Annotated in this window: 26 protein-coding genes; 2 read left to right on the forward strand and 24 right to left on the reverse strand. The window is 60.9% G+C overall.

Features of this window, described 5'->3' with window-relative positions; translation table 11 throughout:
* Window positions 1-37 precede the first annotated feature (37 nt).
* Entirely contained in the window at window positions 38-505 is a 468-nt protein-coding gene (locus tag CHU95_RS22210) for a hypothetical protein (RefSeq protein ID WP_133065586.1), read from the forward strand.
* 4 nt (window positions 506-509) lie between these two features.
* Here the strand turns inward: CHU95_RS22210 and CHU95_RS19955 are convergent, their stop codons facing one another.
* From CHU95_RS19955 to CHU95_RS20020, 14 genes are all read right to left on the reverse strand, one after another.
* Entirely contained in the window at window positions 510-887 is a 378-nt protein-coding gene (locus CHU95_RS19955) for a dATP/dGTP diphosphohydrolase domain-containing protein (protein ID WP_094458109.1), read from the reverse strand.
* A 102-nt stretch (window positions 888-989) separates the two neighbouring features.
* Window positions 990-2483 (reverse strand): hypothetical protein, encoded by a 1494-nt coding sequence (locus CHU95_RS19960; RefSeq protein WP_094458110.1) that lies wholly within the window; start codon window positions 2481-2483, stop codon window positions 990-992.
* A 92-nt stretch (window positions 2484-2575) separates the two neighbouring features.
* Window positions 2576-2896: a hypothetical protein gene (locus CHU95_RS19965; protein WP_094458111.1), complete on the reverse strand. Its 321-nt coding sequence runs from the start codon at window positions 2894-2896 to the stop codon at window positions 2576-2578.
* Window positions 2897-3244: 348 nt separating this feature from the next.
* Window positions 3245-4597, reverse strand: a complete 1353-nt coding sequence (locus CHU95_RS22215; protein ID WP_133065587.1) for a hypothetical protein — start codon at window positions 4595-4597, stop codon at window positions 3245-3247.
* The gene (locus tag CHU95_RS19975) at window positions 4575-5009 is read right to left on the reverse strand and encodes a hypothetical protein (protein ID WP_133065588.1); all 435 of its coding nucleotides are present in this window, start codon (window positions 5007-5009) and stop codon (window positions 4575-4577) included. The genes CHU95_RS22215 and CHU95_RS19975 overlap by 23 nt, the downstream gene beginning before the upstream one ends.
* Window positions 5010-5178: 169 nt before the next feature.
* Window positions 5179-7260, reverse strand: a complete 2082-nt coding sequence (locus CHU95_RS19980; RefSeq protein WP_094458114.1) for a hypothetical protein — start codon at window positions 7258-7260, stop codon at window positions 5179-5181.
* Window positions 7261-7262: 2 nt separating this feature from the next.
* Window positions 7263-7802 (reverse strand): hypothetical protein, encoded by a 540-nt coding sequence (locus tag CHU95_RS19985; protein ID WP_094458115.1) that lies wholly within the window; start codon window positions 7800-7802, stop codon window positions 7263-7265.
* Window positions 7803-7851: 49 nt separating this feature from the next.
* Window positions 7852-10779, reverse strand: coding sequence for a hypothetical protein (locus CHU95_RS19990; RefSeq protein WP_094458116.1), 2928 nt, complete (start codon window positions 10777-10779; stop codon window positions 7852-7854).
* A gap of 4 nt (window positions 10780-10783) precedes the next feature.
* Window positions 10784-10993 carry a hypothetical protein gene (locus tag CHU95_RS19995; RefSeq protein WP_094458117.1) on the reverse strand — a complete coding sequence of 70 codons (210 nt, stop codon included), beginning with the start codon at window positions 10991-10993 and terminating at the stop codon, window positions 10784-10786.
* Window positions 10994-10998: 5 nt separating this feature from the next.
* The gene (locus CHU95_RS20000; protein WP_094458118.1) at window positions 10999-11394 is read right to left on the reverse strand and encodes a phage pre-tape measure protein; all 396 of its coding nucleotides are present in this window, start codon (window positions 11392-11394) and stop codon (window positions 10999-11001) included.
* 41 nt (window positions 11395-11435) lie between these two features.
* Entirely contained in the window at window positions 11436-12206 is a 771-nt protein-coding gene (locus CHU95_RS20005; RefSeq protein WP_094458119.1) for a phage tail tube protein, read from the reverse strand.
* Between the two features lie 19 nt (window positions 12207-12225).
* Window positions 12226-12678, reverse strand: coding sequence for a hypothetical protein (locus CHU95_RS20010; RefSeq protein WP_094458120.1), 453 nt, complete (start codon window positions 12676-12678; stop codon window positions 12226-12228).
* Between the two features lie 88 nt (window positions 12679-12766).
* Complete coding sequence (locus CHU95_RS20015; RefSeq protein WP_094458121.1) at window positions 12767-13087, reverse strand: head-tail joining protein; 321 nt, start codon at window positions 13085-13087, stop codon at window positions 12767-12769.
* Window positions 13088-13091: 4 nt separating this feature from the next.
* Window positions 13092-13442, reverse strand: coding sequence for a hypothetical protein (locus CHU95_RS20020; protein ID WP_133065590.1), 351 nt, complete (start codon window positions 13440-13442; stop codon window positions 13092-13094).
* Window positions 13443-13614: 172 nt separating this feature from the next.
* Between CHU95_RS20020 and CHU95_RS20025 the strand changes: the two genes are divergently transcribed.
* On the forward strand, window positions 13615-14031 hold the full coding sequence (locus tag CHU95_RS20025) for a hypothetical protein (protein ID WP_094458123.1): 417 nt from the start codon (window positions 13615-13617) through the stop codon (window positions 14029-14031).
* 306 nt (window positions 14032-14337) lie between these two features.
* On the opposite strand, the gene CHU95_RS20035 is transcribed toward CHU95_RS20025, so the two are convergent.
* The 10 genes from CHU95_RS20035 to CHU95_RS22580 all read right to left on the reverse strand — a co-directional run bounded on the left by CHU95_RS20035 (window position 14338) and on the right by CHU95_RS22580 (window position 23268).
* Entirely contained in the window at window positions 14338-15105 is a 768-nt protein-coding gene (locus CHU95_RS20035) for a hypothetical protein (protein WP_094458125.1), read from the reverse strand.
* A 6-nt stretch (window positions 15106-15111) separates the two neighbouring features.
* Window positions 15112-15363: a hypothetical protein gene (locus CHU95_RS20040; protein WP_094458126.1), complete on the reverse strand. Its 252-nt coding sequence runs from the start codon at window positions 15361-15363 to the stop codon at window positions 15112-15114.
* 117 nt (window positions 15364-15480) lie between these two features.
* Window positions 15481-16491, reverse strand: a complete 1011-nt coding sequence (locus tag CHU95_RS20045) for a major capsid protein (protein ID WP_094458127.1) — start codon at window positions 16489-16491, stop codon at window positions 15481-15483.
* 62 nt (window positions 16492-16553) lie between these two features.
* Window positions 16554-16922: a head decoration protein gene (locus CHU95_RS20050; RefSeq protein WP_094458128.1), complete on the reverse strand. Its 369-nt coding sequence runs from the start codon at window positions 16920-16922 to the stop codon at window positions 16554-16556.
* A gap of 105 nt (window positions 16923-17027) precedes the next feature.
* Complete coding sequence (locus tag CHU95_RS20055) at window positions 17028-18314, reverse strand: head maturation protease, ClpP-related (protein WP_094458129.1); 1287 nt, start codon at window positions 18312-18314, stop codon at window positions 17028-17030.
* A 3-nt stretch (window positions 18315-18317) separates the two neighbouring features.
* On the reverse strand, window positions 18318-18488 hold the full coding sequence (locus CHU95_RS22575; protein WP_165772278.1) for a hypothetical protein: 171 nt from the start codon (window positions 18486-18488) through the stop codon (window positions 18318-18320).
* A 238-nt stretch (window positions 18489-18726) separates the two neighbouring features.
* Window positions 18727-20238, reverse strand: a complete 1512-nt coding sequence (locus tag CHU95_RS20065; RefSeq protein WP_094458131.1) for a phage portal protein — start codon at window positions 20236-20238, stop codon at window positions 18727-18729.
* Between the two features lies 1 nt (window position 20239).
* Window positions 20240-20488: a phage head-tail joining protein gene (locus tag CHU95_RS20070; RefSeq protein ID WP_133065591.1), complete on the reverse strand. Its 249-nt coding sequence runs from the start codon at window positions 20486-20488 to the stop codon at window positions 20240-20242.
* A 16-nt stretch (window positions 20489-20504) separates the two neighbouring features.
* Complete coding sequence (locus CHU95_RS20075; protein ID WP_165772279.1) at window positions 20505-22733, reverse strand: phage terminase large subunit family protein; 2229 nt, start codon at window positions 22731-22733, stop codon at window positions 20505-20507.
* Window positions 22678-23268 (reverse strand): terminase small subunit, encoded by a 591-nt coding sequence (locus CHU95_RS22580; protein WP_165772280.1) that lies wholly within the window; start codon window positions 23266-23268, stop codon window positions 22678-22680. The genes CHU95_RS20075 and CHU95_RS22580 overlap by 56 nt, the downstream gene beginning before the upstream one ends.
* Between the last annotated feature and the right edge of the window lie 317 nt (window positions 23269-23585).

Below are 23585 nucleotides of genomic sequence, written 5' to 3' on the forward strand. Positions count from 1 at the left end.
GAATAGAATTCCAGACTAAAAGAAGAAAGGTTCGGCTATGCGCTATGGACTTTGCAGAGTTACCGGTGCCAAAGGCTTTGGTGTTTACGCTCATTGTCTTTTTAAAGAGAATGGAGATATTGATAGAGTATTTGGGTACTCTATTTATAGCTCGGACAATATTTATGTTGGGAGTGCCGACACATTTGAGGGTGCGGTCGCAAAATTATTGAATCTATGTGACATCTTCAAAGATTATGTTGAATCATTTATGACCCATGTGAAAGAGGATGTCGATCGCATATCAAATGAAGATTTTAGTGAACTAAAAGACCAAATAGTTGATGATGGCATAATTGGTATATCATTTGGGCTGATGGCTAGTATGTTTGAATTCTTCTGTATTCTAATCGGCGGCGGACGTACTTTTGATAGTGAGGCATTCGAATGTATTTCGAAAAGCATAGAGTCAGCAAAATCAAAACTTGATGAATTAATGCCAAATAAGTCCGAATTAAAGGTCTAATGCACTATAGGGGCGGCCGGTCATCCTCCAGCCGCCCCCTATCAATCGCATCCAGCAAAATCCCGAGCCCGGCTCTCGCATGCGCCAGGTGCGACCTACCGCTCTCCGGATCCATGTCCTCGCCGTCGTACCATGCAGTCACATGCCGCAGCACGGCCTCATAATACACGCTCGCCTTTGGCCGCCGACCCTCCAGCCGCCAGTTAAAAGCCCCGTATTTCCTGGCCCCAAGCTCAAAAGCCCAGGCTTCTTCCCGCATCGCCGCTGGCGGGATCAGCCTCAGTGGCGTTTTCTTGCTGCCGGCCTCAGCCTTCGGGTCGTACCCGCCGCCGGCCCCGCCATCCCCACCGCCAGTTGCCGGGCCCTGCTCAGCGGTCTTCATGGCGCGGCTCCTGCTGCGGCGGGGTGAAGATGGCCGCCGCCTCCATGAAGAAGGAGGCGGCAATCTGGAGGAATATGATGGGCAGCAGGGCGGCCGGGAGCATCACTGGGCCTCCTGGACGGCCCAGCGGGGCGACTGCGTGTCACCGAATGCCCTGCTGGCGGGCTGGTCGACAAAGATCTGGGTCTGGATCGTGGTGCCCCAGCGGGGGTGGTCAAAATGCAGAGACTGGCTTGGCGGATGCGGGGCAAAGCGCATAGCGCGGCTCCACTCGTCGGCGCCTTTCAAGCAATCGTTGACGGTAATATTCGGAAGGCACATGTAATTGTGATAGTGACCAAGCAAAAGATGGTCAAATGGAGACTTTGCAGCGGCATAAGCTGCCATCATCTTCTTGGCGCCGCGAATGATCGGACCGGCGGCCCCGATGATGCCGTCACCACCACCCACCCCCAGGGAATCGCCGTGTGTCAGCATGTAACGCTTGCCGAAGACGCTGAATGGGGCGTCGTTGCTGTCAGCGACTTGCCACGAAACACCGGGAATTCCCTCGGTTTCGCGCTGTGCCAGGCGGTAGGAGATCCAGTCGGCGTTGGTCGCATTCCGCAGTTTTGCCATCGGTTTGTGGCTGGTGCGGCCGTGGTTCCCAGTGACGCAGACGATATGGATGTTTCCGAATGCCTTCGCCATTTCTTTTATGGCGGCAGAAATATTTGAGGATAGGTCGTAGATACTCTCCATGAGGGTCTGCTCGTTCGTCAGGGCAAGCTCATGATGTATATCGCCCGACACCATGTCGCCGCCCAGGCACAGGTAAAGGCCTGGGTACCGCGGATTCACCATGTGACCGAACGCGAAGTCGATCGTGCGCTCGACCAACGTTTTCAGACGCTTATGTGCGATCTGTGGATTGTATTCGTTGTAGCCATCCATCTCTCGCAGAGAGACGGTTTCGCCCCAGTGCCAGTCCGACCAGATTGCGATCGGTATCCCAGGGGCGCCCGAAGTCGTTCCTTGCGGCTGAGCCCGCCATTCCGGTTGGCGTAGGTTGGTTTTCCCGATGACACCGAGAATATCCAACACACGCTCGTCACTCGCCTCGGCGCGATGCGCCCGGCGCAGTTCGGCCTTCAGCCGGTTCACCTCGTCTTCCAGACCTATGATCCGGCGGGATGCTGGTGAACCGTCGATCCGATAACGCTCCGGCTTCTGCGGCGCGATCTCTTCAACCACCTCGGCGGCGGCCGCCCGTTTGTCCAGAGCCAGCGGCCGGCCATCTTCCATGCCGCCATCAAGCCCATCATCCGCCGCCTTCGGCACCGGCGGCTCGGACATTCTCACGCCGCCCAGGCCGCCCATCAGATCCTCGAAACTGACCGCCCGGCCTTCCTCTTCCACCGGCGCGGCGGAGGCCGGCTTGCCCGGCACCTTCTGCGCCGGCGAGGCGATGCCCAGCTTTTTGCACATGCGGTGCAGGCTGGACAGGGCCCAGCCCTGGCGGATGGCAGTGGCGCGGAAGGATCCGTTGCGGGCCAGCAGGCCCTGGATGTCGGCGGCGGATATGTCGGCGGGAATTGGCGTCGAAGAGGTGGTCATCGGGTGTCCTTTGTCTTGGCTGCCTGTCGCGGCGTGTGTGTCGGTTCGGGTTTCGGTTGGGCAGGAAAACGAAGGAAAACAACGGGTAGGTGTCAGGCGGCGACCTGGATTTCTTCGCCGCCGCGGAAGACGACATCACCCACGAAATCGTACGGGTCGTCCGCGTCCTCGTCCGTTTCGACGGCTGCCACGCTCCATGCGCCGGCGGCACGGACGAGGGTCACGTACCAGCGGCCGCCATCCACACCGCGCAGGGTCCTGATCAGCAAGGCATCGGTCAGGTCGGCAGCAGTGCGGCCAGCGGCAGCGATGGCCGCTTCGGCACGGGCTACGAGCGGAAACAGAATGGGGTCGGCGGCGACGGCTTCAGCGCCGCGGACTGCGATCTCAAAGGCTTCAATCTGTGCGGACATGCTTCTTCTCCTGCGGGGACGGGCTACCCATCCCCGATTGCATCGGTTGGCCATTTGCTTATTCGTGCGGCTGGCTAGATCTTGTGTTCGCCGCGCTGTGTGACCACAACATGAATCCAATGCCGTGGTCACAGCAAGTAAATAATTTCAGAGAAAACATAGCCGTGCAGTCAATCTCCGCCGATTACTTCCCAAACTTTGCTTAAAGGAGAATTTGGTTTTCCATGGAACTTTCCATTCATCGACCACCATTCTCCTTATGAAGTCCTTTAAGGAAAATGATGGAGAATCTGGCAAGGTATGACTGTGGCGCTAGAGGCGTATGCAGGTTAAGCATGGGTGGATGGGTTAGCCGACCCAGAAGGACGCAGATGAGCCAGGCGAGCTGGGAAAAATATTGTGGAGCCGGCCGTCCAGGCTGAAAACGCCTCGCAGCTGCGATCCAGTTGCGTGGAAAATTGCCATCACAATCGTGGAAACGCCTGTTGGATCCATATAGAAGCCGGTTCCCTGCGGTGAGAGATTGGCACCTGAGTATTCACCTGCGTTCGTAAGAATAGTGTACGTAGACCCGTTGGTAGATACAGCAAGCTGCACTACCTGTGTAGGATTGGGAGGCAAGGTCGCCGACGCATCATTTGTGCGATATACGATGTAGTATGTGCGACTTGCATCGCGAGGATCTGCTACTGGACCATACAGCGCGTGAACTCTTGCATTTAGTGTCGCGTTGGTCGGCACATCGGCAGTAAAAATTCCAGTCATGCCAGGCGCCGCAGGGCGGTAAACCGACCACGCATCACCAGGATCCGCGGGCACGGTTCCGTAATCCGTGATTTTCACGGACCCGATTTCACCGCCAGGCCCGCCAATCGACCACGTTCGCAGCCGGCCAGACCCTGCATATACATCGTCGAACATCGCTGCGCATCGCATAGAAATGATCCCGCCACTTCCGCCTGTGGCAAGAGCAAACGGCGGCATCGTATACGGACCGCCAAAATCATTGGCGACTACACTGGTTGACCGAAACTGAAGTCTCGCAATGGCCAGACCACCTGCCCCGGTATAAAGGCCAGTTGCCGTTATTGTTGACCCGGAATAAGTAATCAGTCCAACGAGTGTTCCGTTATGCTGGCTCCAGCCCTGCCAATATTCCGGGTCGACCGTCGCGGTGAAGCCGATCGCCGGGAATTTTGCGGCGCTGAGTGGCCAAGCCAGGCGCGCGATGTCTGGAAAAGCGCCGGAATCCGCGATGGTTTCAGCCGATACCCTGTCGTATCTGGTCGCCGTCGCCGCATTTTGCCAGAACAGCGCGACGCCATATCGCGAAGCCTGGCTGCGATACGCAATAAGAAGCGGACGGCCCAGGGCAGTCGCGCCGCCAAAGGCATACTGCATGTCGGTTATGACAGTGCCGCCGGCGGTTCGGAATTCCAGGCCAGCCACGCTGACCGGCACGGCGGTGAGCGTCCGCGCCGGGTCAGTGGTCGGCGTGGCGGGCGCGACGGTGTTGTGGTCAAAGGCAAGGCGGCCGGACTGGCTCGCCCTGGCGAAGCTGTGGCTCCAGGGCCAGGCTGTACCGGCGGCCGGCGGATAAAGGTGCCACCACCATGGCCGGCCGGCTTGATACCAGCCCGGCCGCGTCCCGATTGTGCGATGTGCAATAGGCATGATTTTAGTACCCCAGGCCGCCGACAAACGAAAACCAGCGGTTCAACCCCTCGACGTAAGTGCATGTTATTACGTCGATTTTCCCAGCGGTGGTTGAAAACTGGATTTGCGTCGCGTCGGCTGGCACGGCGCCCAGGCCGCCAGGCAGCGACAACGTCTTGGCGCCGGACGCGCCGTGGACAATGAAAACAGTCAGACTCCATGCCCGGCGGCGGGGGGCGAGCCCGGCTGGAACTTGGGCGGCAGGAACAGCTGGACGCGAGGCGACAGACAGTGAGCCCGACAAGCCCGGTAGATTCCAAACGACGATTTGCCCGCGGGCCGGATCGGCGATCACAGAAGACCCGCTAAGCTCTTGAATTACTTCGCCATAATCCAGCAAGTCCATCTTTCCGAGGATCGTTAAATCTCTAATATCGTGGAGCGGATCGGCCCGCACGGCCCGGCCCGGCTCAGGTGGCCCTACGCCGGCAACGGCGGGCTGGCCACCCCCTGCCGGCGATGCGGGCACGGGCCGGCGGGACGCTGTGTCAGCTGGGCGGCGGGCTGTGGTGGCGATGAGTGAGGCGAGATCGGTGGACATGTGGGCAGTCCCTTGGTGTTCTGGTTCAGGCCGTGCGGGCGAGGTTGATGCCGAGCGGCAGGCCGGCGACGAGGCTGGGCAGATCGGCTTCGAGCAATATTTCGCCGGATTGCGGCTCAATGTTTTTCAGCGCGATACTGATGCTGATGGGATGGTCCCGCAGGTACGCCTCGGGGTCAGATGTCAGCGCCAGGCCGGTGTTCTGCGACCCGAGCGCGTTGGTAACGGTAACGTTTGTGATGCAGAAATCGTCCGGATCCGCGACAAGTGCGGCGGCATCAACAGGGCGCCAGGGGTAAACCCCGGATTCCGGAGTCTTGGTGCCGACATACGACATGACCGATGATGACAGACCCGCGGGTCCATCCGCGGTTTCGTTTTGCCAGCTTGTCGCCCCGGCAGTTTGCCAGCCCGTCAAAGACGCTTGCACGCCCGTACCGATCGCGACGCCGATCGTGACCTTCGCCGTCCGCTGACCATCCGCGTCCGCCGACAACGTGAGCTGTGTCACTTTTCCTCTGCATGTGCCCAGCCCTGGGATTCCAGAAAGGCGAACAGAGGACGACAGCGTCAGCGCGGCGGCGGCCTCGAAGGTGCATTCGAAGCTCACCGCGATCGCCCTGGCCGCCGCGGCCAGCTTCGCCCTGGCCCGCTGCATGGCGTTCTGGACCAGGTTAAGGCCCAGGGTCGACAACCCGCCGCCGGCGAAGCATGCGCTGGCCGCGGCTCGCTGGCGAACCGAGGTTTTCCATGTCGTTTCGCCATCCGGCGACTGGTATTCCACGAGCTGCGAAGTCTCAAGCTCAGCATCAATGTAAGAGTTGGCCTTCAGGGCCAGCTTTTCTCTCTTGGCAGAAGAACCGGACGCCACAAAAAGTGGCTGAATACCAGCGGTTACTGAGAATGAAACGACTTCCCGGCGCGGCTGCTCGTAGTTCGCCTCGATTTGCATTTGCCCAGTGAAAACGCCCACTTCGTAACTGATCTGCCGGTTCCGCGGCACGTCGGGTGTGGCCGGCCAGTCGGGCGAACGAATGTAGTCCACTTCTGGGTCGCCGGACGGGTAGTCCAGCGCCGACACCGTGGCGGCGGACGACACAGTTGTACCCACTTTTCGCAGTGCGGCATATTTCACGGAGTAGCCGGACGACGAACCTGACACAGCCCCGGTCCAGGCGCTTTCAAGGTCGTCCTGGGTTATCGTGGATATCGTGGTCGTCGGAACTCCGCCGTTTGCAGCCGCGAAAATCTTCGGTGCCGCATCGAACTGCGTCGCAACCCGCTGCGACCAGCCCACATCCAACTCGACATCAATTTGTGTCACAGGCGGTTCAGTCACCTCAACGCTTACATTCCACACATCCGAAGCTGTTAAAGTGGTGAACCCACTGCCCGCGAAAATGTGGCTCAGCGTCGGTGAACCCCCGACGCGCGGCCAATGGACCACCAAAGGGATCGCGGCCAGTGCCACGGCTGGATCCGCCGGGTCGTAATCTTCCGGCAGCAAAAGTGGTTCGAACTGGGGGCGGCGCGGCCTGGAGATCGACACCGCAAGGTTCGCCGGCGTCCAGCCAACTGGGATTTCGATGACGGTCAGGATTCCGGCAGCGAAATCAACGCGATAGTGCGTGTTTTCGATCCAGAGCGGGTCGACCACATCGGCGGACGCGAGCTGCGTGAAGCCAAGGTTGAGCTTCGCACCGGCCAGAATCCCAGATTGTGGGAGTGAAGCCGTCGATACAAGGCCGTTTAAAGAGCCGAACAGCGCCAGAAGGGCCCCGCGGTCATCAAAGGGCCTAGAAACGCATTCTATAGCAACGCTTTCCTGACCAACCAGGCCGACCGGGAATGCGGTCAGCGAACCGGCGAACAGCAGCGTTGGGCTCGCGCCGGCGGTCAACTCGCAGGAAATGAAGGCCCGACGCTTCCTGCCTGGCGCAAGAAGGCCAATCCCAGGATTCCGGATCTCGACAGATGCCGTTGCGAACTCACCCTCGCCGTGGGAAATCGTCAATGCAAAGACTTCCTCGTCCTCGCGGGCGTGAGTAGCAACCGAGAAAACTTCCGCATCGTCAACCCACGCGAAATAAATCTTCCCAGACGACATAATCAAACCTCTTCGAGTTCAACGCCCCAGCTTGCAGACCGGCCCCAATCATTTTCCGACCTGGACCAGGATGCGACCAGACACTGAACAATGGGCCGATATGTCACGTAAGCGACTGCTTCCGGAAAAGTAACACTCCACGGGGCGCTTGTCGAACTTGTGGATGGCGAAATTTCGACTCCGTCGACAGTCACGCCCCTGACTGACCCCGCCACCGGCTGCCGGGCCAACACCGCCTGCGTCGGCGTGCCCGGCGTCGGCAGTTGCTCCACAGGATCCGGCATATGCACAGTGACCGGCATGCCGCGCCACAAACCCACCAGCGTCGGAACCCGCCCACCGCTATGCGCTAGCGAGATTTTGACCTTGCGGAACAATGGGTTGGACAGGTTCTTGAGCGTGCCGTTGACCGTCCTCCGGAGTTCGCCGGCATCGATCGGCGACACGTCCACGTCAATGCCGCGGGCAGAACGGACCGGGAACACGACTTCCCCTATTTCCGAGGAAATAATCCGCAGATAGGTATCTGGAGCATCGGTCATTTCGTTGTTTTCCTATTCTGATTGTCGTCCTACGGCCTTGCGGGAGGGGTTAGCGCCAGGCGGGCTGGCTGCCGCTCGAAGACACGCGCGCGGTGCGCTGCAGGGCGGCCTTGATGTCCCTGATGCCGGCGTCCGACGTCCGCGCGGCCACGGACTGGCCGCTTGGCAGCACGAGAGTCAGGCCGGCGCCCATTCCGGTACCGCCAACGTCGCCGATGCCGGCGAGGCTTGGGACCGACATCCGGGGCATGGACATGGCCCCGACGAACCCTCCGGTGGCGAAACCGGGCAACCGCAAGCCGTTGACGCGATTGAGGAAATCGACGCCGTACTGGCGCACGGCGGCGGCCCTGACCACGAACTCACCTGTGGACAGGCGGGCAAGGATAGAGTCAGAGGTCGGGCCGCCGGGCCCGGAGACCTGGCCGCCGTCGGCGTAGCCGGGGATGGACGGGGTGGTGGATGAGGTGGCTGGTGAAGACAGGCCCAGGAACCGGCCCGCGGCGGACAAAGCTTCGCCAACGGACCGGCCGACGTCGGCGGCCGTAGTGCGCAGCCAGTCCCAAAATCCGGCAAACAGGTCCTTCCACGCGATTATGGAAGTGGAAATTGCGCCCGTGAATCCTTCGACCAACGCGGTTCCAATTGCGGCGAGCGAAGGCAGCGGGAAAGTTCGGATGACCGTGACAACGCCAGCCAGCGCATCGCCAATCGCAACGATAACCGGCCAAAGTCTTGATACGACTGCAAAAACGGCACGCAGCGCACCGCCAAGCGGCGCCAACAAGCCGATCAGGATAAACAATTGACGATTGTTCTCAGCGCCTGTCAACTCGCGCAGAAAAGCCAGTACAGGCTCAACAAAGGCTTCGATTGGCTTGTAGATTTTCTCGAAAACCTTAGACACATCACCAGCGAAACCGACAATGTACTTAATAATCTCGTTGATGGCATCAAGGATCGGCTTGATGTCACGATCGTAAACCTTGACAAAGTCGTCAAACAGCGCTTTGAACTCTTTTGTAAGAGTTGCACGAGCCTCTGAGATCCATTTCGGTACAGCGCTTGGCTGGCCGTTGATGAACTTGAAAATCTCGCCGAAAATCCCGCGGATTTCAGACGCAACGCCGGTAAATGCTTTCAGCCAATCGTTGGTCAGCGGCTCCTGGCTCCCGGAAAGCAACTTAAAGATGTCGACAATGACGCTGCGCAAAAAGCCGAACCCCTGCGCAGCGAGGTCAACGATCGCGGCGCGGTTTTCAGCGATCCAAGCGGTAAGCGCCTGAAGATCTGCGGCGGACTGCGGCCCAAGGGCTTCCAGCAAGGCGCGCTGAACCGATTTCAAAGACAGAACAAGTCCTTGCCAAGCAGAGTCAACCTCTACGGCAATTTTCCCCTGGTTATCCGAAACAAACAGGCCCAGTCGATAAATTTCCTCCATTTCCTTTCGGATGCCGGCACTGCCCTTTTCGAGGAGTGGCAGCAGTTTTATTGCATCGTCTTCACCAGTAATCCTTTGCAACGCGAAAGTCCGGCCAGCCGAATTCGGCATGGCGGCAAGACCATCGGCGACGCGGGGGATGAGCTGGCTCATAGTCAGCAACTCGCCGTTCGGCCCGCGCAAAGCAACGCCCAACGCTTTGAAAACGCTGGCTTGCTCGCTCTCTGGATCCTGGAGCGCTGTGACGTAGGCGTCGGTCAGACCGGACAGAGCGCCGGACAGGTCATCGACTTCAATGCCGGTTTTGCGGGCAACTGCGGCAAAAGCGGAATACTGTCCAACGCCCCCGGAAAAACCGCTGGACTGCGTAATGCGCTGAAGCTTTGCTGTTTCGTCCGCGCTGTCGCGAAGGGAGACAGCGAGTCCGGCACCCGCTGCGGCGCCGGCGGCAAGGCTCGCCAGGCCGGTGCGGATGGTAATCCCAGCAGCTGCGCGAGCAGCGCCAAGGAGTGCGCCGCGCAGGCGGCCCGCTGTTGAAGTGGAAGCAGAAAGGCCGGACGCCAGCGGGCCGGTCGCAGCGGCCATAGATGAGATGGACGAAGCGGCACTGGAGGGCGGCAATGCGGAAGTGAAGGCGGACATGGCCGTCGCAGCGGAACCGGCGGTCGTGGCGATTGACCTTAGGGCGGCGTTGATTGCAACCAGCGCGGTTTCTAGTCTCGTCGCGGAAATGACGAGTTTGTCTATTGCGTCGGTGACGCGCTTCAGGGCAGCCACGGCTGCGGCGTCGCCGGTGATCCGGATGGCGATAGTGCCGGCTGAACCGACGGCTGCGACGCGGGTGAGCGCCGCCGCGATGTCATCGAGCAGTCGGGCGACGCGGGCACCGCGAACGGCGGCACGGCCCAGGGCGGTGGCTAGGCTACCGACCGCGGCGGCGCCGGTCGACCTGATCGTCGTAAGGTCGGTGGCGATGCGCGCAAGGTCGGACGACAGCGCAGCGGCGCCAGTAGCGCGAAGATCAATGGATGCAGACGCGGAGCGCAGGGCGGTGACGGCGGTGGCGATGCGGGACAAGGAAGATTCAGCGGCTGGAGCGCCGGTGGTGGTAACGTCGATGTCGATCGGAGAACGGATGCCAGCAATGGCAGCCACCAATTTGCCAATCGCGGTCGACAGCGTGCTGACCTTCGTCGTTGCGGCACTGGCGGCTGAATCCAAGCCGCCGATCGCCGGCCCGGCACCGCTGCGAACGGCGGCAAGACCAGCAGAAACGGCGGCAAGATCGCGGGCGATGGCAGCCAGACCTGGAGACTCGATGTCAATTTTCCCAGAAGCGCTTTTCAACGCCGCGGCAGCGGCTGCCGCGGCGTTGAGATCGGTCGTCAGCGCTGCGACCTTGGACATCGCCCGTGTCGTCGCCACCTCAATATCGCCCAGGGCCGCCCGGATTCTATCCAGGGCAGTCGTCACCGTGCCCACGCCGGATGCGTCAAACTCGAAACTAAGTTTCTGACTGGCCGATCCGGTAGTCATTTTATTACGCTCCGCTCAGTTCCTTGAGCAATTTTTTGACACTGTCGTCTTTGCCGTGGTGCGCAGCGCGGGCGGCGACTATGGACCTGGCCATCGCGAGATCCAGGCGGCGGGCGTCGATGGCGGCGAAGGCGGCGATCTGGCGCGGGGTGTATTGCCAAACTGACGACGGAGGATGGCCGGCGGCAATCAGTTGATGTATCGCCGCCGCCAATTCGCTCAGCGGTCCTTCGGAGCGCCCCGACCGCCGGTCGCCGCGGTGGCGAGGCTTTCGAGGCGGCGAACGAAATCCTCCACGCCCTGCGGCATGGTTTCAGCGATGATGGCCGACAGCAGATCCAGCTGTTCTGAGGCGGACAGCGTCGCGGCCACGGCTTCCGCCTTGCTGTCACCCGGCGAACCGGTGCCGGCGGCGATCACCGCGGCCAAGGCTTCAGGCGCAGCCTCAGCCAGCGTCTCAGCCGACATGTTGCCGCCACCGAGGGCCGCCAGCAGCGCCGGAAACCGGTGCAGCAGCGTAGCCAGTCCAGCCGCCGAGACTCCGGTGACAGCCACGTCCGTCCCCCTCACGGGAACGGTGCGGCCGGCGGGTGCGATATCGAGAAGGGATGCCATAGTCTGATATCTCCAATCAGATCAACTGGATAGCGGGAGAATTAGAGGGTGGACTCGCGGCCGATTTGGAACCCGGCGGGCTGCGTGCCGTCGGGGTAGGCGCGCCCGGACAGTTCGACCGTGCCAAAGTCGCTCTCGGAAATCAGAGCGCGGGCGCTGGCGGGGCGAAGCTCAACGTCGTGCAGCTCAACGAGCGATTTGACGCCGATGGCGTTGATCCCGCGAACGATGAGCCGGCCGCGAATTCCGGTTCCATCGGCGATCCCCGACTGGTGGCCCGAGGTAATCGCGGCGGCGTCGTAGCCGATGGTGAGGTCGCCGGACAGGCCCGAGGGAATGGCGACGATTTCGACCAAGCCAGCGGCAGCGTCGACGCGGAAGTGGGTGTTGGCGACCCAGGTGCCGGTGCCGGTGGCGGACGTCAACTCGACGCCGCTGACGGACAGGCGCGGCAGGCGGTAAATACCGCCGGCTTCAACGTCTGCGGAGGGGATAACCAGCGTCTGATCCGTCGCGGCGGCCTGCGTCATGACGGTGGCGGTGGACATGAGGCTCGCGGCGCGGGCGTACGGCGACATCTGGGCGAGCGTCATCGAGACCTCGGCGTCGACCTGGGAAACGACCCGCTTCACAAGGGTTCGCGTCGCCTGATTGTTCGCGTACCTGTCCGTTTCTTCGACCGAAATGGTGATCTCGACACTGTCGGCATCGCCCAAGTTCAGGAATTTGGTGCTTCCGCGCGGCTGAAACAAAAGTTCCGCCTTAGGGATCGAATAAAACTCGTCGCTCAGGGGGCTGAAAACCTTGGACATTTCGGAAAACTCCTGGTGATTACTTGGTTGTGGAGCCCTCACGGGCGACGATATCGACCTCGTAGGTCGCGGATACGGAGTGAGTGAGGCGGTCGCCCTCAGACGTGATTGCCTTTTCTGCGCCAGTCAGCTGCAGATCTGCGGCGATCCCGCCGAGCGTCACATCGGCGAAAAGGCGGACCTCTACATCGGCGGCGACAGCCTCTGCGGCATCCTCGCCGTCATCGCCGCGGCTCGCGCCGACAATGGTCACGAGAACGGTCCTGGTGAGCATCCTGCTGCCGGGCCGACCCGCACTTCCGGTGGAGACGCGCTCGCCGGTGACATAAACCAGCGCGGCTGGATAAGCCGTGTCAGCGAGCGGGTAAGCGCGGCTGGCTTCAACTGTGCCTGCCACTGGCACACCGGAGGTCAGCGCGCCGACAATGGCGTCCCTGACCTGGCTGCGGATGTGTGGTACGGTGGCGGTCATGGCGATTGTTGGAGATCGTTGTTTTCTACACAAAAGGCAGACTATCACGGCGATCTGGCTGGCGCAAATCTGAGCCCGGCTGGCGGGATCAGCTGCGGGAAAGCCGGCAGACGACGAGCCCGCCCGCGGGCTCGGCCACTGTTCGCACCTTATATATATGTCCGTCGGGCGAGATGAGGCTGTGGCCTTCGGCAATCCCGGGCGCTGCGTCTGCGGAGATCGTGGCCATGGGGGCGGTGGACTGGTACTCAACCCCGTCCTGAACATCAACAACCACAGCGTCAGCGCGGAAAATCAGGCGGATCGGCGTACCTGCGGACGACGGGCTGGCCCGCCAAGTCCAAGCCTGGCGGTCGGCGAAAGCGCCGATGGTGAGGGCAGGCAGTGCGGCGAAGATGGAGGCGGGCATTGGCTTAGATCCTTGCGGATGGGCCGCCACCGGGTCCACGGGAAGCGAGGGCAGCAAGGACGGAATCGATGCGGGAGGTGAGCCCACCGAATCCTGCTCGAAGCTCGGCGCCGAGGTCGCTGATGCGGGTTTCCATGCGCTCGCGATCAGCGACGTATTCAGCGCGCTTCAGGTAATCATCCCGGATGTCATCGAGGCGGCTGAAGATTTCGTCGCGGTCGCGGTCGACGCGGGCGACAATTTCGACGCGGGTCTTGTCGATTTTCTTGGACAAGAAAGAATAGACACCCCAGGCGACGCCGACGGCTGAAACAGCGGTGCCGGCGATTTTGAGGAGCAGATCGAGTTCATCCATGGAGGCACCGCGAATATTTGGGGTATGTGGTTGGCCGTGTCGGCTGGTGATGATCGACAATATCATGGGCGCGACGACGAACGCAAATCCGCCCAGCGAAATGCAAGAGTCGTAGCCACATCAATTTTCGGATACGTTATGTCGGTCGCAACACATACTGAAGGTGCAGATTATGCAGGCCGACGACCCTACCGCCGCTATAAAGGCGAAACTTGACCCGATATTGAAAAGTATAAATGATTATGTATTGAGAGCGTTATATAATGGTTCTGGCAGTAGAGATCCGGCTTATAGCCAACATTCCGCAATTATAGCTCAAATTATTGAAGACTATAACAAAATCGAGAATGCGACTGTTGATCTTATGATTCAAAGCGTGAAGTCAGGTGGCGTTAGTATTAACGACCTGTTCCAGCGCATTGATTCTGCTGCAAGAAACTTTACTGATGCCGCACTGGTGACCAGAAGAGTTGGTTTCAAGGACGAATATGTCAATCCGACCATGTTTGGCGGACCATCGGTAATCAGTAGAATCAAATATACGAAAGATGTTCTGGATTATTTTATCAGGGAACTGAACAAAATCTGACACACAATATTTGTTGGAGCAGCATGGCTATCAGAGACTTATCTTAGATAATTCTGCTGCCATGCCGCGTTCTGTGATGACAACCTGATCTTGAAAGGGAATATCTCACTATGCCGACATGGGAAGGTGTGTTTAAAGTCAGAGGTAAAGACGGTGGGCCAAATAAAGTCATGATATCGGACGGCGATTATCCTGATGACATATATATTGATGAGGCGGACTACAGAGCTAGACTCTATAATCCGCCTTTCGAGAAGCTGAAGTGGAGCGACAAACCGGACGAGGAGTAATTTTCACACCCACGACTTAAGCGCTCTGTGCGAGTGTAACGTGGATATTGCGGCCGATATCCTGGCGATAGACAGTCATTATCGTTCGCCAACCGCCGGCAGACAGTGGCACAGCCTGGCCCTGGCTCAGGCCGTGGAACTGATCTGAATTCGACGCTGGATAAAGCTCGACCTGGTTTCCCGAGGTGTTGAGATACGTGGTCGGACCCACCGCGCTGCTGGCCCTGACGCCCTGGCCGCTGGCGGTGGAATTTACGACGACCGACGACGGCAACCCGTTGCTACCATGAAACGCTGCGCCCGATGCGTTGCTGCCAGTTGCGTTAACCGAGTAGACGGCCGGCGCTTGCACCAGAGCTTGCCACGATCCGCCAATGAAGCCGTGCCAGCCGCCCCCCGTCAAATTTGCCCCGGTAGCGACCTGCACCAGGAAACCGGCGCCGCCGGCAACTGCGGCGGATGCATCCCAATCGATGACCCAGGCGCTACCGTTGTATTGGATGATATCACCCGCGGCCACGCCGGCGATCGAGCCCCATGACCCCGCCGGCGAGCCGACAAAGCCAACGGCGTACCGGTCCCCAGTGGTAGCTGGCGGCAGAGCACCAACGCCAGGCTCTTCGAACTGCAGAAACGCGACGCGCGCGACCGGACGCAGGACTTTGAAGGCAGCCAGCACGGCGTCAGGATTGGTCCGCACGTTGGCGCCACCTTGGACAGCCGGCAGCATTTCCTTGCCACCAATTGCCGAACCGGCGGTCATTTCAGAAATCTTCTGACTCATTTTGAGTTACTCCAGTACGATTGTTGCGCCGGTTTCGGTCAGGATCGGCAGGCCGGTTTCGAGAAGGATGGCCTCGCCGGACGGCGGCGGATCTGGCGGATCGGAGATCTCAAGGGCGATGGCCTGGCCATCCTCCAGCAGGATCAGCTCTCCGGATTCCAGCAGGAAGGCCGCCCCAGGATCCGGATCCGGTGGCGGGGCTGACCCGCCACCGGCGGCGCGGATCGGCGTCATGAATGTGCCGGGGCGGATCAGCATTTTGGCGAAGCCTCGGGGTGGCGGCCGACGGCGGGTGACGCAGTGGGCGGAAAAGAAAAACCCCGGCGGGATGTTGGCCCGCCGGGGGTGAGGGCCGGAAAGGTCGGCGTTGGTGGGTTAAGTGCGCTTGCCCTTGATCAGGACGCGCGGCCTGGTGCAGAGGCAGAGCGGGTTGCTCTGCACTTCCAGCGTGGCGGACCGGATGGTCTGCAACTCCGTCGGCATCGCGGCGTAGCGCGGCAACCCGGGGCGGTTCACCGTTTCATTCCAATCGGCCGGAGCGAAAGTAACCGTGAACAAATCAGGAATACCGGACGGGAAAAACTGGACCTTCTGGTCGCCAATTCCGGACGAACCGTCGTCCATGCCCTGGTAATCGTGCCACCTCACTCCAGCATACGTGAAAACGCCGTGCGTATAGTCTTCGCGAAGGGCAGCCCCCTCCTGGAAGCGATCATACGCCTGTTTGACCTCAGGATGATTGATCAGGGCATCGAAAAATTCGCCGTCGCAGAACGCCTCCAGACCGAACGGCAAATTTCCCTGAACGCCAAGCTCAGACTTGATGAGGCGGCGAATGGCGGACGTCTTCGACCGGATTCCGGCGGCAGCGCTGTCCAAGTCGAAGTCGACTTCCGTATGCTGGGCGACCTGGAACTCGCTGAACAGGTCGTAAATCACCGACCCATCAGCATCCAGCAGCAGGCCGGACACGGCGCCCAGCATGTGATGCTCAGTCGTGGCATCCAGATCGCTCAGGGCCTCGTCCATCTTTTCATCGATCTTCGACTGCAGCGTCTCCAGTTCGTTCTCGCTGCCGAACTGCCTCACACCCTGGACCTCATCGGCCCGGATCGTGCGCTCCTGCTTCAGATGGGGGATGATGAAAGACCTGGCCTTGCGCTTGCTGTTGCCCTTTGTCGGGGCGCGCTGGTAGCGCTGCGAGGTCTGAATAAGGCCCAGCTGACCGTCCTTTTCCTCGACGATCACAGTGTCCGTGCGGACGCTCTTGGGCGTAAAAAGCCCCATGGTGCGCAACTTCGACGGCGCGTACGGGCGCTTGTTCACCGCCGCGGTCAGGCTCGTGGTGCTGAAAGCGTCGCCGGCGAAGGGATTGATCATCGTCATGATGTGTCCTTACTTGTTGGTCGTCATATTCGACATTGCAGACATGCGAAAATGTCGAGGCCTTAGCGGGCGACGATCTGTTTCGTGGAGGAAAGGATGGCCAGGGCCGCGGCCTTTTCGGTGCTGTCGACGCCGACATGCCAGACCAGGTCCGAGGCGCGAACTTCGGACAGCCTGGCGGTCACGACGGCGGGCCCGTTTCCAGCGCGGGCGTACAGAATGGCACCGGGAACGTCGATGGTGGACGTCGACGGGTCATACTGCGTCCAAGTCCCAGCCGAGCCGCCGGATTCCACCTGAGCCAACACGGTGCCGGGCTGATAGACAGCCCCGCCGGTCAGGCCGGAAATCGTCACGCGGTCACGCGAAATGGCGCCGACCTCCGAGATGAGGTATTCGCCAGGGTAGAGACCTTCGGTCAAAACGGGCATCGTGCTTACTCCACAGATATGCCCGCGTTGGTCGGGCGAAAACGGTTGACAGACATAATCTACATCAGGCTCAGCCCGGACGCAAATCCTGGCCAACCCCTTGTTTTACTTAACCTTTCCGGCGAACCGGTTCATCGCGTCAGCCGCGTCGATCTTGGGGACGTTGCGCGGCGGCACGATGGACCCGAGGGCGCCGGCGGGGCTGAGCGACGGGTCAATCTGGAGCCTGGCGTCGCCGGCGACCATGAGGTCGAACAACCGGCTGCGGACCTGATCGACGGTCAGGGTGCCGCCTGTCAGTTCAGCCTCGACCTGGGCGGTGAGACTGGCGCCGATCTTGCGGGCGCGGTCGACCAGGCCCTTGGCGGCCCCGGCGAACTGGACGATGTCCCGGACTTCTTCAACGGTTGCCCGGCGGGCGATAAGCTCCGACGCGCGGTTGGCGATCCCGCCTTCGGCGCAAATGCGAGCGATTTCAGCGGCTTGCGCAGCGGCGGCGGCCACGGGATCGGGGTCAGCGGCCGGCGGTGCGTCGGCGGGCTGGTTGGCCGGCGGGGTTGCATCGGCGGCGGGCTCGTTAGAACCTTCGTTTACAGGGCCGTTTTCCTGGCCTCCGTGGGAGGCAGAGGTATCTTCGGACGTCTGAGGCGTCGTAGAGGCTTCTGACGGGCCCGTATTTTCGGGGGTATCGGTGCCGGCCTCGGTGGCGTCGGTGGTTTCGGGGTCGGCTTCGGCCCAGGTGTCTGGATCTGCCACGGCGCGCAGGTTGGCCGGCACGCTTCCGAAAGTCCTGAGACGGCCAAAGTTGGCGCTGGCTGACAGCTTCACGGCACCGGTGACATTGTCCGCGAAACCCTTGGCAACGGCTTCATCGCCGGCCATCCAGGTTTCGGCATCCATCATAGCCTTCAGCTCATCCCGGCTCATCCCAGTCTTGCGCTCGTAGGCAGTGACGATCGTCTGGCCGATCTGGTCCAGCAAGTCCGCCATGGACCGCATCTCGTCGGCATCGCCGACGCTGACGGACCAGGGGTTGTGGATCATAAGGAAGGCATTCGAGCCGATGTTGATCTCGTCACCAGCCATGGCCACGACGGACGCCATGCTGGCGGCCAGGCCGTCGATGTGGACAACGACACGGGCCGGGTGCGCTAGCAGCAAGTTATAGATCGCCGCGCCATCGAAAACGTCACCGCCAGGGCTGTTGATGCGCAGGTCGATCCGGTCAACGGCGCCGATGCTGCGCAGATCCCTGATGAAGCTGCTGGCGTTGATGCCCCAGAAGCCAATCTCGTCGTAGATCGTGATTTCGACGGAGCTTTCGCCTTCAGCAGGCGTGACCAGGCCGCCGATGCGGTACCAGGAATTCTTGGGCTTGTTGGCAGTGGCCATGATTTAGCACTCCGTAACGGTAGCCAAGCCGGCGCCAGACGGCGACAGCAGGCTGATGCGGTCGCCAGGCTGGACCCTGAAATACTCAACGGCACCGGCCGGCAAGATCATGTCGCCGGCCGCCGCGTCGGCATCGGGACCGATGGCCACGCGGGCAAGAGTCGTGGTTGCCAAGCGGACGACGGACGTAAGCTCACCGACAACTGGCGAATGCACAGCTGCGCTTGAGCCCGTGGTAAGCGCGGTTGTTAGGGACGGTCGCAGCGCGGGGACCGTCTGGCCCACAGCGCGGAGCGTCAGCTTTTCTCGGGCCATCTGGCTCATCTGCGACTCACTATATAGATGTTGTTCGACGTTTCCGACAGTTTACATGCAGTCCGGCCTGGACGCAAATCGGCGACCCGGCTGAGCTTTACCGGCGGGCCTGGGCCCGCGCGGCTGGGTTGGAACCGGGCGTCGGCGCGGCGGTGGACGAGGCATATCGCAGCCCCATCCTCTCCGCCCGCGCGTTGTCCCTGGCATGCTCGCTGTCGACATCCTCGCTGTCGTAGCCGGCCTCTGACACAACTTCAGAGCGAGACTTGAAGCCATTTTTGACAGCCAGTTCGTTCGCCTGGACCTCTTGGACGGGCTGCAAATAGCCCCAGCTCGGCGGCGTCCAGCGCACGTCATAAAGGTCTTCAACCTCAACGCCGGCGGGCAGTTCGATGGCACCGGACAGGATCGCGGTGTCGATCCAGCGCTCCCATATGGGATGGCACATCTGCTGCACCATGAGGTTGTGCTGGTAGGCCTCCAAGCCGCGGCGATACTCGATCAGAACTTGGCGCAGGGTACGGTCCGACATGCCAGACGTGGGTCCGACCAGGACTTCGTAGGGCATGCCAACCGATGCGCAGATCCAGCGAAACTGCCAAGTTAAGAATGGATCGTAACTGCCGCCGACTTCCGCGGGCTGTGAAAGCTCGGGTTTTTGGCCGGGGTCCAGCATTTGCCAAGTTCCGGGCTGCAAAACCATGGTTGAGTCGCCGCGATCGTCTGGCTCATCCTCACCAAGAACGGGGCCTGACGTGTCTGTTGGATTTGTGATCCACCCGACTATGTTTGCTGTTGCTTTCTTTCTTACGAGTTCTGCATCGTCGTAAGCGTCCAGTTCGCGCAGTTTAATGAGGGCCCTGGTGAGCAGTGGTTCGCCGCGCTCAAGGCCCGCACGGAAATTCGGATTCAGAGCGACATGGCATACAGACGAGGCTGGCACCGCTACGGTTTCGATGGTCGATCCAGCATCGTAATCCCAGATGCCGGCGCCCATTTCCCCTGGATGCCGGCGCAGCATGTGGACGTAAGCGCGGCGGCCAATCTGGTCGCGTTCGATGCCGGCCACAATCCTGTTGCCGGGGACGGCGGGCACTATCGGATACAACAGCGGCACCTGTTCGGCCTCGATGGCTTCCAGCTGCAGCGGTACAGCGAGGCCGTCTTCGGGCCGGCGCGGGCGGAAGCGAATGAACATCTCGCCTGCCGCAGCGGTGCCGCCGGCGACCAGACTTTGCATGCCGTACAGATCCAGGCGGCCAAAGGTGTCACACTGGCGGCACCAGCGGGCCCAAAGGCGTTGGATTTTGCGCTTGAGTTCTGGATGATCTGGAAGCTGCAGCAGGGGTTTGATGCCAGTCCCGACTACATCGCGCGAAAATTTGGAAACGATGTCGGCGGCCCATCCGTCAGAGCGGACGGCCTGGCGCGACCTTGCGCGGAGGGTCGACAAGTTGTTGATTAAGCTGGCATTCGGCCCGGTCTGCGGCGCAGCCCAGTTCGCGCCACGGCCTTCGCCGCTGGCAGCCTCGTACTCTGCGCCGGACACCGCGGCTTTGACCGATACTGAGCCGGCCCTGACGCGGACTCTGGGTTTATGGGCTGGCATTTCAGAATCCCTTGCAGGTGCTGACGATGATGCGGCGCAAGCGGCGGCGGGCGGTGCCCGTGGGCGAGGTCAGCGCGGACAGTTCATCGTCGATGGAACGCAGGCGCGAGCGCATTGCGGCTTCCGAGTCGTACTTAACCCGTTGATCTCCGTAGGAAATTTCGGTTGCGCCGCGCAGCAGAGCGGATTCCAGCTCTGCCCGCATGTTTTCGAGGTAGACGATCCGATCTGGGGTAGACATAGCAGCCATTGCGCGACACTCACCTCTATCTCATACCCATGACGAACCGCGGCCCGCTCCGACGCTTTGCCTTCGGCGCGGGGGCCGGCGGCGGTGGCTGCGGAGAGGGGGCCGGCCCGGCGGCCGAATGATCGGCAGGCCGGGCCGGCTGCCCGGCGGCGGGAGCCACCCGAGGGGCCGGGCCGATGTCTGGCGATCCCACCACAGGAGATGAATGGTGTCTGTCGCGCTTTTCAACATCGTGAGCCGAAGATAGCATGGAATTTGGGGCTGACGCAAATCCGGGGCCGGCGGCCGGTGCGGCGGTGACAGAGCCGGACGGCGCACGCTGCGAAACGTAGGTGTTGAGCCTCAGGCCATAGGCTTTGAGGCCGCACAGCGCTGCGTAGGCGTAGCAAATCAAGTCCCAACTTTCGTTTCGCTTGCGCTCTGGATTCTTCCAGTAGCGCCTGTATTCGCCGCGTTCGTGGACAGTCACCAACTTTTCGGCAGTAAGTTGCTCGAAGAAGTCCTTTTCGAGGTTTTGCCCGAAGCGGATGTAGCCAGGCCCGTGACTTTCGATTTTCAGGCGGGCGTGGATTTGGTCTTTGGCGGCGTTGGTTCCAACGATGTAAAAAGTCTTGCCGGACTTGGACATGGAGACCTTTGACGGCCACACTGGCGACCGCTGGCCGTTACGCTCGGACGCGCCTTTGATTGCCCAAACTCGCCGGCCGGCGCGGGCGGCGGCGAATTCGTAGACCCTCTGGGCGTGATGGCCACCGGTGTCGATGGTGGTGGCCTGGATGTGAAAGGCTCGGCCATCCCAACGGCTTACGGGGGTCTTGAGGAGTTTGTCGAGTTCGAGCCAAACGTGACCCTGGCCTGGATCGCCAGGGATCACAACATGGTCGATGACCGACGAGCACTCGTCGATGCCATAGGAAACGATCAACGCCTCAAGACGATTGTCCTGGACGTCGACGGAGCAGACAAGCAAGCTGGAATCATCAGGGATGATCCCGGAGTACGATTCGCGGCGTGACATGAGTACGCCGTCGTCCAGTTTCTGCCCGCGTTCTTCGTATTCTTCGGCAAGCTGCGTATTGATGAAGAACCGAAGCTGTTCTACATCATCCTGGACGGTAATCCATTTGTATACGAGTTCGGATACTGTTTGCGTGCAGCTGTAGAGCTTACTGGCCCAGTAGCCTGCGTGGCGGTTGGAAACGGCGCGCTTGCCACAGTGGCGGCACAGAGCGCGGCCGATCAGGTGCTCATCGTCCCAGTCCCACATGCGCGTGACCTGGGGATCCTGGTCTTCGCCGCAGCACCTGAAGCGCCGGGTTTGCCGCCAGCGGATGGTGGTGCGGATAGCGTGATGTCGTTCGCGATCGGTCCAGCCCGCGCCGCAGCCTTCGCAGTAAACCCTGGCGGTTTCGGGCTGGTGATTTCCGTCTTCGTCCTTATCCCACTGGACCTGCGACCAACGAAGGATTTGCTCATGGTCGCAGTGCGGGCAGCGGACGTAGGGCCGGCGCTGGTCGGATGAGGCGTAGCTTTTCGAGATCGACCCTTCTTTCGTCGTCGGGCTGCAGGTGCGGATCGACAAGGAATTGGCCACGAAGGAGGACATGCGCTCTTCAGCGAGCAAAATGGGGTCGCCCTCGGGCGTGGTGGAATACTTGTCGACCTCATCAAGGCCAACGACGCGGATCGAGATCATAGCCAGGTTTGTGGGCGAGCCGGCGGCGGTGATGAGCAGGTCGCCGCCGGGGAATTTCTTGTAAGCCTGGGTGCTTTTGCCATCACGATCGGCGGCATCGCGCACAAGGTCGCGCAGCACCGGCGAATGGCGGATCAAAGGCGAAATCTTTTTCTTGGAAAAAGTCTGGACCGCATCTTCTTTCGGCTGAACAAATAAAATTGGGCATGGATCAAGATGAGCGAAGTATCCGAAAGTATTCTCTAAGCAACTCGTTTTCATTATTTGGGTGCATGACATAATAGTTATTGTCCGCACGCCCGGTTCGGTGACTGCGCGCATAGGCCCACGGGCAACTTCTTGCGTAGAAGTGCGCCACTTGCCCGGAATTGCATTGCCCTCCGGTCCCAGGACTCGAAATTCATCTGCCCATTGGTCAACGGTAAGTCTCGGCGGCGGCAGAAGTGCGCCGCGAGACTTTATGCGCAGCAGTTGGCCCAGGGCCTGCCGGGCTTCAGGCGCGGTTCTCATCATCGCCTCCATCGGCCTGGTTGTTACGATGTTGGTCATCGGCTTGCCTTTGGATTGCAGCGTCGTAGCCCAAGGCCTCCAGCGCGACATCGATCTCTTTCCGCATTTCACGGAAAAGCGTTTCCCCGTCAGCGCCAGCGAGCGTTTGCGATACGCGGGCCGGCAGGGATCGCAGGCGAGCCCGGACCTCTGAGTATTCCTCGGACACGATCTGGACCACATCGGCGAGCATCAGAGTCTCTTGGCGAACGCGCGCGAGTTGGTATTCAGCCATGCGGGCTTCGGCCGACAGTTTCCGACGCTGCGCCTCCTCCTTATCCATCAGACTGTCGTCGTCCATTCCGGCAGCGGCGCGGGCTCTTTCCTCGCGCCAGGCGATGACGGCAGCGATGTCTATTTGCCAGCCGCCGCCATCCGCCGCATTGTCGGGACGCTGATGCACAGGCATGCCGTCAGCGATCCAGGCGCGGATGGTATTGCGGGACCGGCCAGTCATCATCGCGAGCTGCGAAAGGGACACGTATCGCCCACCAGGCACCGCACCATCATCAGCTTCGCAGTCGTCGACAGCCATATCATCCAGGCGGACGGCAGCGGCTGGCTCATCATCGGCGACACGGCGTCTGACATCTTCCGGTGCCGGACCAGCGAGCATCAGACCTTCCGGAGCGGCGGATTTGCGGGGGCGGCCACGGCCGCGCTTCGGAGGCGGGCCGGCAAGGCGAATACCAGCAGCTGGAGCGGCACCGAGTATCGGGGCGGGATCTGCGTCGATGGGATCCTGGGCATGGCCAGCATCATCACCACCGACTTCGAAGAACGGGACATCGTGGAGGATGGGTGGCGGGTCGCGGCGGGGCATCGTGGTGTCCGAAACTGTCGAAAATCGAG

It is taken from the genome of Niveispirillum lacus (assembly GCF_002251795.1).
Lineage (GTDB): Bacteria > Pseudomonadota > Alphaproteobacteria > Azospirillales > Azospirillaceae > Niveispirillum > Niveispirillum lacus.

Bases quoted from the DNA above. Each gene is read 5' to 3' on its own strand.
- CHU95_RS19965 (WP_094458111.1), bottom strand. From the start codon at position 2,896: ATGTCCGCACAGATTGAAGCCTTTGAGATCGCAGTCCGCGGCGCTGAA.
- CHU95_RS20065 (WP_094458131.1), bottom strand. From the start codon at position 20,238: ATGCCAGCCCATAAACCCAGAGTCCGCGTCAGGGCCGGCTCAGTATCG.
- CHU95_RS20005 (WP_094458119.1), bottom strand. From the start codon at position 12,206: ATGTCCAAGGTTTTCAGCCCCCTGAGCGACGAGTTTTATTCGATCCCT.
- CHU95_RS19980 (WP_094458114.1), bottom strand. From the start codon at position 7,260: ATGTCGTCTGGGAAGATTTATTTCGCGTGGGTTGACGATGCGGAAGTT.
- CHU95_RS19990 (WP_094458116.1), bottom strand. From the start codon at position 10,779: ATGACTACCGGATCGGCCAGTCAGAAACTTAGTTTCGAGTTTGACGCA.
- CHU95_RS20020 (WP_133065590.1), bottom strand. From the start codon at position 13,442: ATGGATGAACTCGATCTGCTCCTCAAAATCGCCGGCACCGCTGTTTCA.
- CHU95_RS20045 (WP_094458127.1), bottom strand. From the start codon at position 16,491: ATGACGATGATCAATCCCTTCGCCGGCGACGCTTTCAGCACCACGAGC.
- CHU95_RS19985 (WP_094458115.1), bottom strand. From the start codon at position 7,802: ATGACCGATGCTCCAGATACCTATCTGCGGATTATTTCCTCGGAAATA.
- CHU95_RS20015 (WP_094458121.1), bottom strand. From the start codon at position 13,087: ATGCCCGCCTCCATCTTCGCCGCACTGCCTGCCCTCACCATCGGCGCT.
- CHU95_RS22210 (WP_133065586.1), top strand. From the start codon at position 38: ATGCGCTATGGACTTTGCAGAGTTACCGGTGCCAAAGGCTTTGGTGTT.
- CHU95_RS20010 (WP_094458120.1), bottom strand. From the start codon at position 12,678: ATGACCGCCACCGTACCACACATCCGCAGCCAGGTCAGGGACGCCATT.
- CHU95_RS20075 (WP_165772279.1), bottom strand. From the start codon at position 22,733: ATGACCAACATCGTAACAACCAGGCCGATGGAGGCGATGATGAGAACC.
- CHU95_RS19955 (WP_094458109.1), bottom strand. From the start codon at position 887: ATGAAGACCGCTGAGCAGGGCCCGGCAACTGGCGGTGGGGATGGCGGG.
- CHU95_RS20025 (WP_094458123.1), top strand. From the start codon at position 13,615: ATGCAGGCCGACGACCCTACCGCCGCTATAAAGGCGAAACTTGACCCG.
- CHU95_RS20070 (WP_133065591.1), bottom strand. From the start codon at position 20,488: ATGGCTGCTATGTCTACCCCAGATCGGATCGTCTACCTCGAAAACATG.
- CHU95_RS20055 (WP_094458129.1), bottom strand. From the start codon at position 18,314: ATGGCCACTGCCAACAAGCCCAAGAATTCCTGGTACCGCATCGGCGGC.
- CHU95_RS19960 (WP_094458110.1), bottom strand. From the start codon at position 2,483: ATGACCACCTCTTCGACGCCAATTCCCGCCGACATATCCGCCGCCGAC.
- CHU95_RS20000 (WP_094458118.1), bottom strand. From the start codon at position 11,394: ATGGCATCCCTTCTCGATATCGCACCCGCCGGCCGCACCGTTCCCGTG.
- CHU95_RS20050 (WP_094458128.1), bottom strand. From the start codon at position 16,922: ATGCCCGTTTTGACCGAAGGTCTCTACCCTGGCGAATACCTCATCTCG.
- CHU95_RS20040 (WP_094458126.1), bottom strand. From the start codon at position 15,363: ATGCTGATCCGCCCCGGCACATTCATGACGCCGATCCGCGCCGCCGGT.
- CHU95_RS20035 (WP_094458125.1), bottom strand. From the start codon at position 15,105: ATGAGTCAGAAGATTTCTGAAATGACCGCCGGTTCGGCAATTGGTGGC.
- CHU95_RS22580 (WP_165772280.1), bottom strand. From the start codon at position 23,268: ATGGCTGTCGACGACTGCGAAGCTGATGATGGTGCGGTGCCTGGTGGG.